This is a genomic window from Streptomyces sp. GL_140 (assembly GCF_057834465.1).
In genome coordinates, this window is the sequence record NZ_CM174404.1 from 4,587,342 (window position 1) to 4,606,805 (window position 19,464).

Annotated in this window: 6 protein-coding genes; 4 read left to right on the forward strand and 2 right to left on the reverse strand. The window is 73.3% G+C overall.

Translation table 11 applies throughout. From position 1 onward, the window contains the following. Positions 1-202 precede the first annotated feature (202 nt). The 3 genes from AC3IYJ_RS21490 to AC3IYJ_RS21500 are packed head-to-tail and all read left to right on the forward strand — an operon-like array spanning position 203 to position 1,886. Complete coding sequence (locus tag AC3IYJ_RS21490) at positions 203-385, forward strand: hypothetical protein (RefSeq protein ID WP_489396411.1); 183 nt, start codon at positions 203-205, stop codon at positions 383-385. Beyond that, the gene (locus AC3IYJ_RS21495; RefSeq protein ID WP_489396412.1) at positions 382-1,230 is read left to right on the forward strand and encodes a metallophosphoesterase family protein; all 849 of its coding nucleotides are present in this window, start codon (positions 382-384) and stop codon (positions 1,228-1,230) included. Before AC3IYJ_RS21490 ends, AC3IYJ_RS21495 begins: the two co-directional genes overlap by 4 nt. Then, the gene (locus AC3IYJ_RS21500; RefSeq protein WP_330297730.1) at positions 1,227-1,886 is read left to right on the forward strand and encodes a 4'-phosphopantetheinyl transferase family protein; all 660 of its coding nucleotides are present in this window, start codon (positions 1,227-1,229) and stop codon (positions 1,884-1,886) included. Before AC3IYJ_RS21495 ends, AC3IYJ_RS21500 begins: the two co-directional genes overlap by 4 nt. A 218-nt stretch (positions 1,887-2,104) precedes the next feature. Here AC3IYJ_RS21500 and AC3IYJ_RS21505 read toward each other — a convergent pair whose 3' ends face one another. Both AC3IYJ_RS21505 and AC3IYJ_RS21510 read right to left on the reverse strand, forming a co-directional pair. Next, positions 2,105-3,496: a class II 3-deoxy-7-phosphoheptulonate synthase gene (locus AC3IYJ_RS21505; protein ID WP_489396413.1), complete on the reverse strand. Its 1,392-nt coding sequence runs from the start codon at positions 3,494-3,496 to the stop codon at positions 2,105-2,107. A gap of 27 nt (positions 3,497-3,523) precedes the next feature. Then, positions 3,524-4,471, reverse strand: a complete 948-nt coding sequence (locus AC3IYJ_RS21510) for a shikimate dehydrogenase family protein (protein WP_489396414.1) — start codon at positions 4,469-4,471, stop codon at positions 3,524-3,526. 203 nt (positions 4,472-4,674) lie between these two features. Here AC3IYJ_RS21510 and AC3IYJ_RS21515 point away from each other — a divergent pair, with 203 nt between their 5' ends. Continuing rightward, complete coding sequence (locus AC3IYJ_RS21515) at positions 4,675-19,458, forward strand: SDR family NAD(P)-dependent oxidoreductase (RefSeq protein ID WP_489396415.1); 14,784 nt, start codon at positions 4,675-4,677, stop codon at positions 19,456-19,458. Positions 19,459-19,464: the final 6 nt, after the last annotated feature.

A 19,464-nucleotide genomic window follows, 5' to 3' on the forward strand; every position in this document is an offset into this window, starting at 1 on the left:
CCAGTCGAATTCAACGGGCCACCCGAATGGCCCGGGAATACGTTTCCGATTCCATTCCGCCGGGAAATTGAGGGGTGCGCTAGGGGATCCTGCCGATGGCCGCTGCTTCTACCTTTTCCATAGTTCTAGTTCGCGGCCTGCCAGTAAGGCGGTATTCATGCACGCTCGACCATCCGACACAGTGGCTCCGTACGCTGATCGCGTGCCGTCGGGAGATGCGGCAGCCGCGCCCACCAGTGATCTCGGCGCGGCGCGCGACGCGGCTCTCGACATATTCACGGGAAACCTCCGGGCTTATGCCCGGCCGCCGCAGCGGAGACTCGGCGAGGCGCCGGTACCGGCCTCGGTGCGGGCCTGGTTCTCGCCCGTCCGCTTCGCCGAATGAGTGCCAGGCTCCTGGCGGTCAGTGATCTGCATGTGGCATACAGCGACAATCGGGCCATCGTGGAGGACGTGCGGCCCACGTCCGACGCGGACTGGCTGATCGTCGCCGGCGACGTCGGCGAGCTCGTCGCCGACGTGGAGTGGGGCCTGGCCCTGCTGGCCACCCGCTTCGAGCAGGTCATCTGGGCTCCGGGCAATCACGAGTTGTGGACGCATCCCAAGGATCCGAACACCCTGCGGGGCGAGGGGCGCTACCGCCATCTCGTCGACTTCTGCAGGTCCGTCGGCGTGCTGACGCCGGAGGACCCGTATCCGGTGTGGCCGGGTGCGGGCGGTTCGGGTCCGGCCGTCGTCGCTCCCCTGTTCCTGCTCTACGACTACACCTTCCGCGCCCCGGGCACGGCCACCAAGGAGGAGTCCTTGGCGCGCGCCCACGAGGCAGGGGTGGTGTGCAGCGACGAGTACCTGCTGCACCCCGACCCCCATCCGAGCCGGGACGACTGGTGCCGGGCGCGGCTGGCCTACACGGAGGAACGGCTGGCCGGGCTGGACCCCGACGTGCCCGTGGTGCTGGTCAACCACTTCCCGCTGCGGCGGGAGGAGACCGCGGTGCTACGGCATCCGGAGTTCGCGCAGTGGTGCGGCACCGAGCGGACGGCCGACTGGCACCTGAAGTACCGGGCGAGCGCGGTGGTGTACGGACACCTGCACATCCCGCGGACCACCTGGCACGACGGCGTGCCCTTCGTCGAGGCCTCGCTGGGCTACCCCAGGGAACGGCGCCTGTACGGGTCGGGACGGACGTGGCCGGTGCAGATCCTCCCGGCCCCGGGAGGTGCGCCGTGATCGCGGCCCTGCTTCCCGACACCGTGGCCTACGCGGAGGAGTTCGGGGACCCGCCCGGCGGGTTCCTGTTCGCCGAGGAGGCAGCCCGGATCGCGAACGCGCTTCCGGTGCGCCGGCGCGAGTTCACGACGGTACGGATGTGCGCGCGGCGCGCCATGGCGGAGCTGGGCATCGAGCCCGTGCCGCTGCTTCCGGGTGCGCGGGGTGCCCCGCAGTGGCCGGAGGGCGTGGTGGGCAGCATGACCCACTGCGTGGGCTACCGCGCGGGGGTGCTCGGCCTGCGCCGGCACATCACGGCGATCGGCATCGACGCCGAGCCCGCGCAGCCCTTGGCGGCCGGTCTCCTGGAGACCATCGCGCTGCCGGGCGAGCAGGCGCACGTACGCAGGCTCCTGCGGGCCCGCCCGCAGATCGCCTGGGACCGGCTGCTCTTCAGCGCGAAGGAATCGGTCTACAAGGCGACGTTCCCGGCCACCGGGGTCAGGCTGGAGTTCACGGACGCGGCGATCACCATCGACCCGTTCAACGGGACCCTGCGGGCCCGGCTGCTGGTGCCGGGGCTGGTCTTCGGCGGCAAGTGGTACGACAGCCTCGAAGGCAACTGGAGCGCGACCGGCGGGCTGCTGCTCACCGCGATCACCGTTCCGGCCGATTGACCGGGGCCCGCGGGGGACGCGTACGCACGAAGGGCCGGACACCACCTGAGGAGTGGTGTCCGGCCCTTCGTCGTTTCCCGTATCGGTTGCGTGTGCGTTCCTGGTGTTCTCCCCTCTGTCGAGCGGATGGAACGGATGCGGCGAAGGGGGTGCCCGGAGTCCAGGCACCCCCTTCGCGTGGCCGGCGTTGCTCCTGCCCCCTGGCGGGGGTCCAGGGATCAGGCTTGGAGCATCTCGGCCACGAGGAAGGCCAGCTCCACGGACTGCTGGGGATTCAGTCGCGGGTCGCAGCTGGTCTCGTAGCGCTCTGCGAGGGATTCCTCGGAGATCTCCTGGGCGCCGCCCAGGCATTCGGTGACGTCGTCGCCGGTCAGTTCGATGTGCAGGCCGCCCGGGTGGCTGCCCAGGGCCTTGTGCACCTCGAAGAAGCCCTTGACCTCGTCGAGGATCCGGTCGAAGTGACGGGTCTTGTAGCCGCTGGCGGCCTCGTGGGTGTTGCCGTGCATCGGGTCGCACTGCCACACCACCTGGTGGCCGGAGGCCTCGACCTTCTCCACGATCGACGGAAGGACGTCGCGGACCTTGCCGTTGCCCATCCGGGTGATGAGGGTGAGGCGGCCGGGCACGTTGTCGGGGTCGAGCCGCTCCACGTACTCGACGGCCTGCTCGGGGGTGGTGCCCGGACCGAGCTTGAGGCCGATCGGGTTCGCGAGCATGGAGGCCAGCGCGACGTGCGCGCCGTCCAGCTGGCGGGTGCGCTCGCCGATCCACAGGAAGTGCGAGGAGAGCCCGTACAGCCGGGATTCGCCGTGCGGCGAGGCCGCGTGGCGCAGCAGGCCGTGCTCGTACTCCAGGAGCAGCGCCTCGTGGCTGGCGTAGATCTCGGTGGTGTGCAGCGCGCCGTGGTCGGCGCCGGAGGCGGAGATGAAGCTGAGGCCGCGGTCGATCTCCCCGGCCAGGGCCTCGTAGCGCTCCCCGGCCGGCGAGCTGCGGACGAAGTCGCGGTTCCAGTCGTGCACCAGGCCGAGGTCGGCGAGGCCGGAGCCGGCCATGGCGCGGACCAGGTTCAGGGAGGCCGCGGAGTTGGCGTAGGCGCGCAGCATGCGGTTCGGGTCGGGGACGCGGGCGCCGGGGTTGGGCTCCAGCGAGTTGATGATGTCGCCGCGGTAGACGGGCAGGCCCAGGGCGTCCGTGCTGTTGGAGCGCGGCTTGGCGTACTGGCCGGCGATCCGGCCGACCTTGACCACCGGCATGCTGGCCGCGTAGGTGAGGACGACGGCCATCTGCAGCAGCGTGCGGATGTTCGCGGTCACGTGGGACTCGGTGTTGCCCGCGAACGTCTCCGCACAGTCTCCGGCCTGGAGCAGGAAGGCCTTGCCGCGCGCGACCTCGCTGAGCAGCCCCTGGAGCCGGTCGACCTCACCGGGTACGACGAGCGGCGGCAGGGTGGTCAGGGTGTCCCTGGCCGCCGCGGCCGCCTGTGCGTCGGGCCACTCGGGCTGCTGCGAGGCCGGGCGGGCCACGGCCTCGGCGACTAGGGCATCAATGGGTTCGGGAAGCCGGAGGGCCGAGGACGGCGCCTCCACCCGTGCGTCGACGGTCGGATTCATACGGGCACGGTATGAAGGCGCCGGCAATCACCCGGCAATCCGGTGCCCATCACCCGCCGGTGCCCCGGCCCCGGCCCCGGCCCCGGCCCCTGCCCCTGCCCTGGCCACAGCCCCGGCCCCTGTACCCGCCCCCGCCGCGGTCGCGGTCGGCGCCAGGGCCCGGCCCAGCCCGAAGAACTCGCGGTACAGGTGGAGCTGGTGCTCCAGCATGTGGTGCCCGTGGTGCACCGGCAGGCCCAGCTGCGCCGCGGCCCGCAGGAGCGCGGTCTCGCGCGGGGTCATGATGATGTCGGCGACCAGGGTCCCCGGAGCCAGCTCCCGGGGGTCGAAGGGCAGCGGGTCGCCGGGCCGCAGCCCCAGCGGGGTCGCGTTGACGACGAGGTCGGCCGCGCCGAGGTCGGCGGTGGGGCCGCCGGCGATCCGGTCCGGCCAGTGCCGCCGCAGCCGTTCCACGACTCCCTTGACCCGGCCCGCGTCGAGATCGCAGACGTCCAGCCGGGCCACGCCCGCCGTCATCAGGGCCGCCGCGATGGCACTGCCCGCACCGCCCGCGCCGACCAGGACGGCCCGTCGTCCCATCGGCGGGTGCCCGGAGCCGACCAGCCCGGAGACGAAGCCCGCCCCGTCGAAGTTCTCCGCGTACCAACGGCCGTCAAGGCCGCGGCGCATCACGTTCGCGCTGCCCGCCAGGTCCACGGCCGGGCTGCACACGTCGGCGAACCGGCGGACGGCGTCCTTGTGCGGGACGGTGATGAACAGTCCGTCCACGTTCCCCGAGCGCTGCAGCCCGCGTACGACCTCGCCCAGGCTGCCCACCGGGGCCTCCACGGGGACGAGTACGGCGTCCACACCGAGGGCGGCGAAGACCGGGTTCAGCATTTCCGGGGCGCGCACCTGGGTCACGGGATCCCCGAGCACGGCGAACAGCCTGGTCTTTCCGGTAATTCGAAGAGGCGCCCCGGCTGAATTGGTCATCGCTATTTCCTAACGGTGCGAGAGGTCGAGTAATTACCGCTGCATTGAACCTGCTACCCCTACCCCGAGTCGCCTTTGTTCGTCAACATAGGGGGGTCGTAGGGGATCGATAGTGGGAACCTCGAATCGATTGCGTGTGACGCTGATGCCTCCCGTATCGAGATGTCTGCATCGAGTTGTCTTTCGACGAGAGGTATAGAGCCATGCTGCGAACCGAATTGATCCGGCCGCTGCCAGAGCTGCTGGGGGCGAATGCCGATCGTTTCGGGACGAAGGTCGCCTACAGTGACGCCCGGCGGAGCGTGAGCCACGCCGAACTGGAGGCACGCACACGCAGGCTCGCAGGGCATCTCGCCGGTCTCAGGCTCCAGCCCGGGGACCGGGCGGCCATCCTGCACGGCAACAGCGTCGAGGTGGTCGAGAGCTACCTCGCCATCACCCGCGCCGCCGGTGTTGGAGTCCCCCTCAACCCCCGCGTCACCGAGTCCGAGCTGTCCTACCTGCTCGACGACAGCGGCGCCCGCGTCATCATCACCGAGCCCTCGCGCATCGAGCTCGTCGCCCGGCTGGTCCAGGACCGCCCCCACCTCCGCGTGATCGTCACCGGCCCCGAGGGCGTCCCCGCCGAAGCCCCGGCCGGCACCGTCTCCTTCGAAACCCTCGCCACCACCGAGCCGGCCGAACAGGCCCGCGACGACCTCGGCCTCGACGACGTCGCCTGGATGCTCTACACCTCGGGTACCACGGGCAAGCCGAAGGGCGTCCTGTCCACGCAGCGCAACTGCCTCTGGTCGGTGGCAGCTTGCTACGCGCCCATCCCCGGCCTCTCCTCCGAGGACCGGGTCGTGTGGCCGCTGCCGCTCTTCCACAGCCTCTCGCACATCGTCGCCGTCCTCGCCGTCACGGCCGTCGGCGCCACCGCGCGCATCGTGGACGGCTTCTCCGCCGACGAGATCCTCGACGCGGTCCGCGAGGAGTCGGCCACCTTCCTGGCCGGCGTCCCGACCATGTACCACTACCTCGTCCAGGCCGCCCGCGAACAGGGCTTCACCGCCCCCGAGCTGCGCATGTGCCTGGTCGGCGGGGCCATCACCACGGCCGCGCTGCGCCGTTCGTTCGAAGAGGTCTTCAGCGCCCCGCTGCTCGATGCCTACGGCTCCACCGAGACCTGCGGCTCCATCACCATCAACTGGCCCACCGGCACCCGGGTCGAGGGCTCCTGCGGCCTTCCCGTCCCCGGCCTCGGCGTCCGCCTGGTCAGCCCCGAGACCGGGGCCGACGTGGCCACCGGCGAGGAGGGCGAGGTCTGGGTCAAGGGCTCCAGCGTGATGGTCGGCTACCACAACCAGCCCGAGACCACCGCCGCCGCCCTGCGCGACGGCTGGTTCCGCACCGGCGACCTGGCCCGCCGTGACGAGGAGGGCTACTTCACCGTCACCGGCCGCATCAAGGAACTCGTCATCCGCGGCGGCGAGAACATCCACCCCGGCGAGGTCGAGGAAGTGCTGCGCGGCGTGCCCGGCGTCACCGACGTCGCCGTCGCGGGCAAGGCCCACGAGGTGCTCGGCGAGGTCCCGGTCGCCTTCATAGTGCCGGGCCCCGAAGGCGTCGACCACGAGCGGCTGTTCGAGGCCTGCCGCGAGAACCTCTCCTACTTCAAGATCCCCGAGGAGCTGTACGAGATCGACCGGATCCCGCGCACCGCCTCGGGCAAGACCATGCGCCACGTCCTGCTGGAGCGTCCGGCCCGGCTGCTCGCCGCGGGCGGCGGCCGCTACGAGTCGCTCTTCCGCGTCGACTGGCTGCCCCTGCCGTCCGTGCCCGCGCCGCAGCTCGTCGCCGGCCACTGGGCCGTCGCGGGCGACATCGCCGGCACCGAGTTCGCCTCGGGCCTGGAGGCACTCGGCAACGAGGTGCAGACCTACCTGCCGCTGGGCGGCCTCGCCGGCCTGGCCGACGTGGACGGACTCGGCGACCTGGACGCCCTCGACGCCCTCGTCGAGGACCTCGCCGCCGGAGTCTCCTTCCCGGACGTGGCCCTGCTGATGCTGGGCGAGGCCGACCGGCCCACCGCCGCCCGCCGCGGCGAGGCCGTCGAAGCCCTCGTGGCCCGCGTCGCCCTCACGCTCGACGCGTGGCTGGCGGAGGAGCGCACCGCCATGGTGCCGCTGATGATCGCCACCCGCGACGCCGTCGCCACCGGCCCCGACGACGAACTGACCGGCATGGAACACGCCGCCGTCTGGGGTCTGCTGCGCTCCTACCAGGCCGCGCACCCCGACCGCTTCGCCCTGGTCGACCTGGGCCCCGAGGAGTGGCCGGACGAGGCCGCGGCCCGCGCCGTGGCCCTGGCCTTCGCCTCACAGGAGGCGCAGTCCGCCGTCCGCGACGGGGTGCTCCTGCGCCCCCGCCTGGTGCGCGCCACCGCCACCTCAGGCCCGGCCGCCGCCCCCGACACCTCCGGCACCGTGCTGCTGACCGGCGCCGACGGCGTGGCCGCCGAGGCCGTCGCCCGCCACCTCGTGGGCGTCTACGGGGCCCGGCGCGTGGTGCTGGTCAGCGAGGGCGGCAGGGCCGACGCCGCCGCGGCCGCCCTCCGTGCCGAACTGGCCCGGGGCGGGGCCGACATCCGGCTCGAAGCCTGCGACGTCGCCGACCGCAAGGCCGTGGCCAAGCTGCTCGGCAGGATCGCCCAGCCGCTCACCGCGATCGTGCACACCGCGGGCCGCGAGACCCTGACCGACCTGCGGGGCCGCAGCCTCGCCGTGCAGGGCGCGCTCAACCTGCACTGCCTCACCAAGGACATCGCGCTCGGCTCCTTCCTCGTCATCCCCACCGCCGACGGCGTGCTCGGCACCCCCGGCAGCGGGGCCGCGGCCGGCGCCGCCGCGTTCCTGGACGCCCTGGGCGACCACCGGCACGCGGCCGGACTGCCCGCCCTCTCGCTCTCCCTGGGCCCCTGGCACGGCGCGGCCGCGGCCGCCTCCGGCAGCCGTACGTGGCCCACGGGCGCCGGCGTGCTCTCCACCCAGGAGACCCTGGCCATGTTCGACGCCGCGCACACCGTGGCGCAGGCCCACCTGGTCGCCGTCCGCCCGGACGTCTCCGCCCTCCCGGCGGGCGAGGTCCCGCCGCTGCTGACCGAGCTCTTCGAGCGCCCGGCCGGCAAGGCCGCCACCCCCGACGAGGACCTGGCCGAGGCCTTCCAGGCCCGTTTCGAGGACCTCCCGGAGGCCGAGCAGGACCGGCAGCTGCTGGAGGTGGTCGTGGAGCAGATCCGCACCATCACCGGCCTGACCACCCTCGACACCGGACTCAGCTTCAAGTCCCTCGGCTTCACCTCGGCCACCGCGGTCGAGCTGCGCAACCGCCTCACCGAGGAGTCGGGCCTGCGCCTGCCCGTCACCCTCGCCTTCGACTACCCGTCCCCGACGGCCGTCGCCGTCTACCTGCGCAAGCGCATGTTCGGCGCCCCGGCCGGCGAGCCCGCCGTGGACTACCCGGAGCCGGTCGTCTCGGACGAGCCGATCGCGATCGTGGCCATGGGCTGCAAGCTCCCGGGCGGGGTCTCCTCCCCGGAGGAGCTGTGGCAGCTCGTCGCCTCCGGTACGGACGCCATCACCGAGTTCCCCGACAACCGCGGCTGGGACCTGGAGGGCCTCTACCACCCGGACCCGGACCACACCGGCACCTCGTACACCCGGCACGGCGGATTCCTCCCGGACGTCGCCGAGTTCGACGCCGCGTTCTTCGGGATCTCCCCGCGCGAGGCCACTGCGATGGACCCCCAGCAGCGCCTGCTGCTGGAGACCTCCTGGGAGACAATCGAGCGGGCCGGCATCGACCCCACCTCGCTGGGCGGTTCCCGCATCGGCGTCTTCAGCGGCGTCATGCACCACGACTACGGCTCCAACGTCCAGCAGGCCCCCGAAGGCACCGAGGGCTACCTCGGCATCGGCGTCGCGGGCTCCGTCGCCTCGGGCCGCGTCTCGTACACCCTGGGCCTGGAGGGCCCGGCCGTCACCGTCGACACGGCCTGCTCCTCCTCCCTGGTGGCCCTGCACCTCGCCGCGCAGTCGCTGCGCGGCGGCGAGTGCTCCATGGCCCTCGCGGGCGGCGCCGCCCTGATGGCGACCCCCGGGGTCTTCGTGGAGTTCTCCCGCCAGCGCGGTCTCGCGGAGGACGGCCGGGCCAAGGCCTTCTCCGGCTCCGCCGACGGCACTGCCTGGGCCGAGGGCGTCTCCGTGGTCCTCCTGGAGCGGCTCTCCGACGCCCGCCGCAACGGCCACCCGGTCCTCGCGGTGGTCCGCGGCTCCGCCGTCAACCAGGACGGCGCGTCCAACGGTCTGACCGCCCCCAGCGGCCCCGCCCAGGAGCGGGTCATCCGCCAGGCCCTGGCCAACGCCCGTCTGACCACGGCCGACGTGGACACCGTGGAGGCGCACGGCACCGGCACCTCGCTCGGCGACCCGATCGAGGCCCAGGCCATCCTGGCGACCTACGGTCAGAACCGCGGCGAGCGCGAGCCCCTGTGGCTCGGTTCCCTCAAGTCGAACATCGGCCACGCCCAGGCCGCGGCCGGTGTGGCCGGCGTCATCAAGATGGTCGAGGCGATGCGCCACGGCGTCCTGCCCAAGACCCTGCACGTGGACGAGCCCACCACCAAGGTGGACTGGTCGGCGGGCGCCGTCGAGCTGCTCACCGAGGCCCGCCCGTGGGCCCGCAGCGACGAGCGGCCGCGCCGTTCGGCCGTCTCCTCCTTCGGCGTCAGCGGCACCAACGCCCACGTGATCATCGAGGAGGCCCCGGCCGACGAGACCGCCGCGGAGCCGGAGGCGCCGGTCGACCGGCCCGTCCCGTTCGTGGTGTCGGCGAAGTCCGCCGACGCGCTGCGGGCACAGGCCGGCCGGATCGCGGACCGGGTCGAGGCGGACGCCTCGCTCTGCGCGGTGGACGTCGCCTACTCCCTCGCCACCTCGCGCGCCTCGCTGGAACACCGTGCGGTGGTGGTCGCCGCCGACCGCGACTCCGCCATCGAGTCGCTGCGCTCCGTCGCCGCGGGCCAGACGGCCGGACAGTCCGTGACGGGCGGCCGCCTGGCGGTCCTCTTCACCGGCCAGGGCGCCCAGCGCCTGGACATGGGCCGCGAGGCCTACGCCACGTACCCGGTCTTCGCGCGGGCCTTCGACGCGGTCGCGGCCGAGCTGGACCAGTACCTCCCGCGCACGCTCAAGGAGGTGCTGTTCGAAGACGGCGACGAAGACGCCCTCAACCGCACCGAGTTCACCCAGCCCGCGCTGTTCGCGGTCGAGGTGTCCCTGTACCGCCTCGTCGAATCGTGGGGCGTCCGACCGGACTTCGTCGCCGGGCATTCGATCGGTGAACTGGCGGCTGCCCATGTTGCGGGTGTGTGGGATCTTGCGGATGCGGCGCGTCTTGTGGCGGCTCGTGGCCGTCTGATGCAGGCCCTGCCCTCGGGCGGTGCCATGGTCGCCGTCCAGGCCACCGAGGCCGAAGTCCTCCCGTACCTCGGCGAGGGCGTCGGGATCGCGGCCGTCAACGGCCCGAACTCCGTCGTCATCTCGGGCCGCGAGGACGCCTGCCTCGCAGTCCAGGACATGCTGGTCGAACTGGGCCGCAAGACCAAGCGCCTGACGGTCAGCCACGCCTTCCACTCGGTCCTGATGGACCCGATGCTGGAGGAGTTCCGGCAGATCGCCGAGAGCCTGACCTACGACGCCCCGCGCATCCCGGTGGTCTCCAACGTCACCGGCAAGGTCGCCGGCGCCGACGAACTGGCCGACCCCGACTACTGGGTCCGCCACGTCCGCGAAGCCGTCCGCTTCGCCGACGGGGTGCGCACCCTGCACCGGATGGGCGTCACCGCCTTCCTGGAGGCCGGTCCCGACGGGATCCTGACGGCCCTCGCCCAGGAGATCCTCGACGGCGCCGAGGGCGCGGAGGGGCTGCGGCTCGCGGCCCTCTCGCGCCGCGGCCGCCCGGAGACCGAGACCCTGCTCACGGCCCTCGGGGTGCTGTACTCCACCGGCCGCGCGGTCGACTGGGAGGCGGTCTTCGACGGTACCGGCGCCCGCCGGATCGGCCTGCCGACCTACGCCTTCCAGCGCGAGCGGTTCTGGCTCGAAGGCACCTCGGCCGGCGGCGACGTCACCGGCGCGGGCCTGGCCGGCGCCGAGCACCCGCTGCTCGGAGCCGTCACCCACCTCCCGGGCTCCGGCGGAGTCCTGGCCACCGGTCTGCTCTCGGTCCGCACCCACCCGTGGCTCGCCGACCACTCGGTCGCCGGCACGATCCTGGTGCCCGGCGCGGCCCTCGTCGACCTGGTGATCCGGGCCGGCGACGAGGTCGGCAGCGGCGTCGTCGACGAAATGATCATCGAGGCCCCACTGGTCCTGCCCGAGAAGGGCGGCGTCCGCGTCCAGGTCGTCGTCGCCGGGGCCGAGGACGGCCTGCGCGCCGTCAGCCTCTACTCCTCCTCCCCGGAGGACGGCCCCGAGGCCGCCTGGACCCGGCACGTCAGCGGCTTCCTGGCCGAGCGGAGCCGGTCCACCCGGGCCGCCTTCGACTTCATGGCCTGGCCGCCCGCCGGGGTCGAGAAGATCGACACCGACACGTTCTACGAGGACCGCGCGGCAGCCGGACTGCACTACGGCCCGGTCTTCCAGGGCATCCAGAAGGTCTGGCGCCGAGGCTCCGAGATCTTCGCCGAGATCCAGCTCCCGCAGGGCGCCGACGCCGACCGCTTCGGTCTCCACCCGGCCCTGCTCGACGCCGCCCTCCAGTCCAGCACCTTCTGCCCCGGCCAGGAGGCCGACGCCGAGCAGACGCGACTGCCCTTCGCCTGGAACCAGGTCGCCCTGCACGCCTCCGGAGCCACCGCCCTGCGGGTGCGGGCCGTCGCCGAAGGCAGCGACGGGGTCGCCCTGGAACTCGCCGACCGCACCGGTGCCCCCGTGGCCACCATCGGGTCGATGGTGCTGCGCCCGGTCGCCGCCGACCAGCTCGGAGCCGCCCGGACGCCCCTGCACGACGCCCTCTTCCACGTCGCCTGGTCCCCGGTCGAGACGGACTCGGACGAGGCCGCCGCCGAGGAGTCCGCCCACACCTGGGCCGACTTCACCAAGGGCGCCCGCGACGAGAGCCCGGCCGCGGTCCGCGCCCTCCTCGCGCAGGTCCTCGGCACGCTCCAGACCTGGTCCGCCGAAGCCCCGGCGCAGGACGAGCAGCTCGTCGTCGTCACCCGTGACCCGCAGCGCGACATGGCCGCCTCCGCGGTCTGGGGCCTGGTGCGCTCCGCGCAGAACGAGAACCCCGACCGCATCGTCCTCGTAGCCCTCGACGAGGACCCGAAGTCCCGTACCGCCCTCGCCGGGGCCGTCGCCACCGGCGAACCCCAGCTCGCGATCCGCGAGGGCCGCGCCACCGCCCCGCGCCTCGCCCACATCGCGGCCTCCGAGGCCCTCGCGGTCCCGGCCGGCACCGACGCCTGGCACCTGGACGTCACCGCCACCGGCACGCTGGAGAACCTGGCGCTGCTGCCGAGCCCCGAAGTGCTGGAACCCCTCGCCGAAGGCCAGGTCCGGGTCGGCGTGCGCGCCGCCGGTCTGAACTTCCGCGACGTGCTCATCGCCCTCGGGATGTACCCGGGCCGCGCCTCCTTCGGCGGCGAGGGCGCCGGTGTCGTCCTGGAAGTCGGCCCCGGGGTCACCTCGCTCGCCCCGGGCGACCGCGTCATGGGTCTGCTGCGCGACGGCTTCGGGCCGCAGGCGCTCGCCGACCACCGCAACCTGGTGCGGATGCCGGCCGGCTGGACGTACGAGCAGGCCGCCACCGTCCCGATCGTCTTCACCACCGCCTACTACGGTCTCAAGGACCGGGCGGGCCTGACCTCCGGCGAATCCGTGCTGGTCCACGCCGCGGCCGGCGGCGTGGGCATGGCGGCCGTACAGATCGCCCGCCACTTCGGCGCCGAGGTCTTCGGCACCGCCAGCCCCGGCAAGTGGGACACCCTCAGGGCGGGCGGCCTGGACGAGGCGCACATCGGCAACTCCCGCACCCTGGAGTTCAAGGAGCGCTTCCTTCAGGCCACCGGACAGCGCGGTGTGGACCTCGTACTCGACTCCCTCGCCCACGAGTTCGTCGACTCCTCCCTCGAACTCCTGCCGCGCGGCGGCCGGTTCCTCGAGATGGGCAAGACCGACATCCGTGACCCGCAGGAGGTCGCCGCCGCCTACCCGGGCGTCGCCTACCAGGCGTTCGACCTGGTCGAGGCGGGCCCGGACCGGGTCCAGGAGATCCTGCGCGAGCTGGTCGACCTCTTCGAGCAGGGCTCCCTGCAGCCCCTGCCCGTCAAGGTCTGGGACGTCCGCAAGGCACCGGAGGCCTTCCGCTTCCTGAGCCAGGCCCGGCACATCGGCAAGGTCGCCCTGAGCGTCCCGCGCGAGCTCGACCGGGCCGGTACCGCGCTGATCACCGGCGGTACGGGAACCCTGGGCAAGCTGGCCGCCCGCCACCTGGTGACCGAGCACGGCATCCGGAACCTGATCATCACCAGCCGCCGGGGCACGGCCGCCGAAGGCGCGGCAGAGCTCTGCGAGGAGCTGACCGGGCTCGGCGCCTCCGTCCGGATCGAGGCCTGCGACGCCGCCGACCGCGAGGCACTGGCCTCGCTCCTGGCGAGCATCCCCGCCGAGCACCCGCTGACCGCGGTGGTCCACACGGCCGGCGTCCTGGACGACGGCGTGATCTCCGCCCTCACCCCCGAGCGCGTGGACACCGTGCTGCGCCCGAAGGTGGACGCGGCCTGGAACCTCCACGAGCTCACCCAGGGCCTCGACCTGGCCGCCTTCGTCCTCTACTCCTCGGCGTCGAACGTCTTCGGCAACCCGGGCCAGGGCAACTACGCGGCGGCCAACGGATACCTCGACGGCCTCGCCCGGTACCGCCGGACCCTCGGACTGCCCGCCGTCTCGATGGCCTGGGGCTTCTGGTCCGAGAGCAGCGCCATGACCGAGAACCTCGACGGCGCGGCACTCCAGCGCAACAAGCGCGACGGCATGCTCGGCCTCACCGCCGAGATCGGCATGGCCCTCTTCGACGCCGGACTCCGCTCGGCCGAAGGCGCCCTCGTCCCGGCCCGGCTCGACATCCCCGGCCTGCGCTCCCGCTCCGCCGGCGAGCCCGTACCCGTACTGCTCCGGGGCCTGGTCCGCCAGGGCCGACAGGCGGCCAAGTCGGCCGCTGCCGGGGCCGGTTCGCTGGCCCAGGACCTGGTCGGACTCTCGCAGGAGGAGCAGCAGCGGGTGCTGCTGGAGCTGGTCCGCGAGCAGGCCGCGAGCGTGCTCGGCCACTCCGCCGCACACACCGTGGACGGCGAACGCGCCTTCAAGGACGCCGGTTTCGACTCGCTGACCTCCGTGGAACTGCGCAACAGGCTCAGCTCCGCCTCGGGCGTCCGCCTCGCCGCGACCGTCGTCTTCGACTACCCGACCCCGGCCGCCCTGGCCCGCCACCTGCTCACCGAGCTGGGGGTCGGCGACCAGCCGGCCGTGCGGGCCCAGACCGCCAAGGCCGTGTCCGGCGCCGGAGCCGACGAGGACGACCCGATCGCCATCGTCTCCATGGGCTGCCGCTTCCCGGCGGGCATCCACACCCCCGAGGCGCTGTGGCAGCTGGTCGTCGACGGAGCCGACGTCATGGGCGGCTTCCCCGAGAACCGGGGCTGGGACCTCGACGGCCTCTTCGACCCGGACCCGGAGGCGCTCGGCAAGTCGTACGTCGACCGGGGCGCGTTCCTGCACGACGTCGCCGACTTCGACGCCGCGTTCTTCGGGATCTCCCCGCGCGAGGCCACCGCGATGGACCCCCAGCAGCGCCTGCTGCTGGAGACCTCGTGGGAGGCCATCGAGCGGGCCGGCATCGACCCGGCCGAGCTGCGGGGCACCGACACCGCCGTCTTCACCGGTCTGATCAGCCACGACTACACCGTCAAGCTCCAGACCTCGCAGGCCGAACTGGAAGGCATGCGCCTGACCGGTACGGCGGGCAGCGTCGCCTCGGGCCGCGTCTCCTACACGCTCGGCCTCGAGGGCCCGTCCCTCTCCGTCGACACCGCCTGCTCCTCCTCCCTGGTCGCCCTGCACATGGCCGTCCAGGCCCTGCGCTCCGGCGAATGCTCGATGGCCCTGGCCGGCGGCGCGATGGTGATGGCCACCCCGGACACCTTCGTGGAGTTCTCCCGCCAGCGCGGCCTGGCCGCGGACGGCCTGGTCAAGGCCTTCTCCGCCTCGGCGGACGGCACCGCCTGGGCCGAGGCCGTCGGCGTGCTCCTCGTCGAGCGGCTCTCCGACGCCCGCCGCAACGGCCACCCGGTCCTCGCGGTGATCCGCGGTACGGCCGTCAACCAGGACGGCGCGTCCAACGGTCTGACCGCCCCCAACGGGCCCTCCCAGCAGCGCGTCATCCAGCAGGCCCTGGCCAACGGCGGGATCACCCCGCAGGACGTCGACGCGGTCGAGGCCCACGGCACCGGCACCGCGCTCGGCGACCCGATCGAGGCCCAGGCGATCCTGGCCACGTACGGGCAGGACCGGCACGACGACCAGCCGCTGTGGCTGGGCTCGCTCAAGTCGAACATCGGCCACGCCCAGGGCGCCGCGGGTGTCGCGAGCATCATCAAGGTGGTGATGGCCCTCCAGAACGAGGTCCTGCCCAAGACCCTGCACGTGGACGAGCCCACCACCAAGGTGGACTGGTCGGCGGGCGCCGTCGAGCTGCTCACCGAGGCCCGCCCGTGGGTCCGCGGTGAGCGTGCCCGCCGCGCCGGTGTCTCCTCCTTCGGCGTGAGCGGCACCAACGCCCACGTGATCATCGAGGAGGCCCCGGCCGACGAGACCGCCGCGGAGCCGGTGGCCGCGCCGGTCGACCGGCCCGTCCCGTTCGTGGTGTCGGCGAAGTCCGCCGACGCGCTGCGGGCACAGGCGGGCCGGATCGCGGAGCGGATCGAGGAGCAGTCCTCGCTCTCCGCGGTGGACGTCGCCTACTCCCTTGCCACCTCACGCGCCTCGCTGGAACACCGCGCGGTGGTGGTCGCCGCCGACCGCGAGGGTGCGGTCGAGTCCCTGCGCGCGCTGGCTGACGGCCACACGGCCGGACAGTCCGGGACGGGGGGCCGCCTGGCGGTGCTCTTCACCGGGCAGGGTGCGCAGCGCCTGGGCATGGGCCGTGAGCTGCACGAGGCCTACCCGGTCTTCGCGGAGGCCTTCGACGCGGTGGCGGCAGAACTGGACCAGCACTTGGTCCGCCCCCTCAAGTCGGTGTTGTTCGGGGAGGACGAGGAGGCGGTGAACCGTACGGAGTTCACGCAGCCGGCGTTGTTCGCGGTCGAGGTGGCGTTGTTCCGCCTCGTGGAGTCGTGGGGTGTGCGTCCGGACTTCGTGGCCGGGCATTCGATCGGTGAGCTTGCTGCGGCTCATGTGGCGGGTGTGTGGTCGCTGGCGGATGCGGCGCGTCTGGTGGCGGCTCGTGGCCGGCTGATGCAGGCGCTGCCTTCGGGCGGTGCGATGGTCGCCATCCAGGCCACGGAGGCGGAAGTCCTTCCGTACCTCGGTGAGGGTGTCGGTATCGCTGCGATCAACGGGCCGGCGTCGGTGGTGATTTCGGGTCGTGAGGCGGAGTGCCTGGCGGTCAGGGCGAAGCTGGCGGAGCTGGGTCGCAAGACCAAGCAGCTGACGGTGAGCCACGCCTTCCACTCGGTCCTGATGGATCCGATGCTCGCCGAGTTCCGTGAGGTCGCGGCGGGTCTGGCCTACGGTGCTCCGCGGATCCCGGTGGTCTCCAACGTCACCGGCAAGGTCGCCGAGGCCGCCGAGCTGGCCAGTCCGGACTACTGGGTCTCCCACGTCCGCGAAGCCGTCCGCTTCGCCGACGGGGTGCGCACCCTGCACCAGCAGGGCGTCACCACCTTCCTGGAGGTCGGCCCCGACGGGGTGCTCACCGCCCTGACCCAGGAGATCCTCGACGGGGTCGACGGAGCCGAGGGGCTGCGGCTCGCCCCGCTCCAGCGCCGCGGCCGCCCGGAGACCGGGACGCTGCTCGCGGCGATCGGGGTGCTGTTCTCCACGGGCCGCGCGGTGGACTGGCAGGCGGTCTTCGCCGGCGCCGGTGCCCACCGGGTCGACCTGCCGACGTACGCCTTCCAGCGCGAGCGGTACTGGCCGGAGGACGCGGCCGCCGCGGGTGACGCGGGCTCGCTCGGCCTGGTCGGCGCCGACCACCCACTGATCGGCGCCTGGCTCCACCTGCCCGAGACGGGCGGGGTGCTCGGCACCGGGATGCTCTCGACCCGTACCCAGCCCTGGCTCGCCGACCACGTGGTCTCCGGCACCGTGCTGGTGCCCGGCGCGGCCCTGGTCGAACTGGCCGTCCGGGCCGGTGACGAGGCCGGCGCGGGCACCATCGACGAGCTGGTCATCGAGGCCCCGCTGGTCCTGCCCGCCAAGGGCGGGGTCCGCATCCAGGTCTCCGTGGCCGGACTCGACGACCTCGGCCGCCGTCCGGTCGCCGTGTACTCGGCGGCCCCCGACGAAGGCCCCGAGGCGGCATGGACCCGCCACGTCAGCGGCTTCCTCACGGCGGTGCAGGAGCCCGCGGGCTTCGACTTCGGAATCTGGCCGCCGGCCGGTGCCCAGGCCACCGACGTCAGCGACTTCTACGACCGCCAGCTCGCCGCGGGCTACACGTACGGCCCCGTCTTCCAGGGGGTCCAGGCCGTCTGGACCAAGGGCGACGAGGTCTACGCCGAGGTGGCCCTGCCCGAGGGCCAGGCGCCCGAGCGCTACGGCCTCCACCCGGCCCTGCTCGACGCCGCCCTGCAGACCACCAGCTTCCTGGGCGCCGCCGAGGCCGAAGAGGGCACCACCAGGCTCCCGTTCGCCTGGAACCAGGTGGCCCTGCACGCCGCCGGAGCTACCGCGCTGCGGGTCCGGGCGGTCCGGGCCGCCGGAGACGGCCTGTCGCTGAGCATCGCCGACCAGACCGGCGTTCCGGTCGCCAGCATCGGAGCCCTCGTCATGCGGGCGGTCTCCACCGCCGGGCTGGGCGCGGCCTCCGCTCCCGTCCACGAATCGCTCTACCGGATCGAGTGGACCCGGGTCTCCCTGCCCCGCGCCGAGCGGACGCAGCTGACCGCGGTCACGGACACCGCCGGGGTACGGGCCGCGGCCGCCGCCACCACGGCGCCCGGGATCCTGCTGCTCGACACCACCGAAGCCGCCGAGCCGGCGGGCGCCGGGCGGGCCCACGCCGTCACGGCCCGGGTGCTCGGCGCACTCCAGGCCTGGTCCGCCGAGTCCGCCCTGGACGGCACGCAGCTGGTCGTCACGACCCGCGGCGCGGTCAGCGGAGTCACCGACCCGGCCGGTACGGCGGTGTGGGGGCTGGTGCGTTCCGCCCAGGCGGAGCACCCCGACCGGATCGTCCTGGTCGACCTGGACACCGGCACGGAGGACCCCCGCACCCGGGAGCTGATCGCCTCGGCGGCCGGCTCCGGGGAACCGCAGCTGGCGATCCGCGCCGGTGTGGCCACGGCGCCCCGACTGGGCCGTGAACCGCGCGTCGGGGACACGTACCTCGCCTCCCTCGACCCGGCCGGGACGGTCCTGGTCACGGGCGGCACCGGCACCCTGGGCAAGCTCGTGGCCCGGCACCTCGTCACCGAGTACGGCGTACGGCACCTGGTGCTGGCGGGCCGTCGGGGTGCGGCGGCCGAGGGTGCGGTCGAGCTCCGCGAGGAGCTGGCCGGGCTCGGCGCCTCGGTGCGGATCGAGGCCTGCGACGCGGCCGACCGCGAGGCACTGGCCGCGCTGCTGGACAGCGTCCCGGCGGAGCACCCGCTGACGGCGGTGGTCCACACGGCGGGCGTCCTGGACGACGGCGTGATCTCGGCGCTCACCCCCGAGCGGCTGGACGCGGTCCTCAAGCCCAAGGTGGACGCGGCCTGGAACCTGCACGAACTGACCCGGGACCTGGGCCTCGCCGCCTTCGTCCTGTACTCCTCGGCGGCCGGTGTGTTCGGCACGCCGGGCCAGGGCAACTACGCGGCTGCCAACGCCTACCTGGACGGTCTCGCCCAGTACCGGCGCGAGCGCGGCCTGAGCGCCGTCTCCCTCGCCTGGGGCCTGTGGGCCGAGGCCACCGGAATGACCGCGCACCTCGGGGACGCCGATCTCCAGCGCGGCAAGCGCGGCGGCATGCTGGGGCTCCCGAACGACGAGGGCCTGGCCCTCTTCGACGCGGCCCTGCTGTCGTCCGAGGCGACCCTGATGCCGGCCCGCCTCGACCTCGGAGAGCTGCGCGCCCAGGCGGCGGGCGGTTCCCTCCAGGCCATCCTGCACGGCCTGATCCGCCCGGCCCGCCGGGCCGCCAAGGCCGCCACCGCGGCCAAGGGCGAGAGCCTGGCCCAGCGGCTCGCGGGCAAGTCCCCGCAGGAGCGCGGACAGCTCCTGCTCGACCTGGTGCGCGGTCACGTCGCAGGCGTCCTGGGCGTCTCCAACCCGGCCTCCATCGACGCGACCCGGGCCTTCAAGGACGCGGGCTTCGACTCCCTCACGGCGGTCGAGTTCCGCAACAAGCTCACCGAAGCGACCGGGGTCCGGCTGCCGGCCACCCTCGTCTTCGACTACCCGACCCCGACCGCCCTCGTCCGTCTCCTCCAGGAGGAGCTCAAGGCCGAGGAGGCGCCGACGCAGAACCTGTCCGTGCTGGAGGAGCTGGACCGCCTGGAAGCGGCCCTGAACGGCTCGTCCCTGTGCGAGGACGTCAAGTCGCAGGTCGCCCAGCGGCTCCAGGCCCTCACCGGCCAGTGGGAGAGCGCGGGCGGCGCCTTCGGCGGAATCGACGGCTTCGACCTGGACGCGGCGACGGACGACGAGGTCTTCGCCCTCATGGACAGCGAACTCGGTCTCTGACCGGCC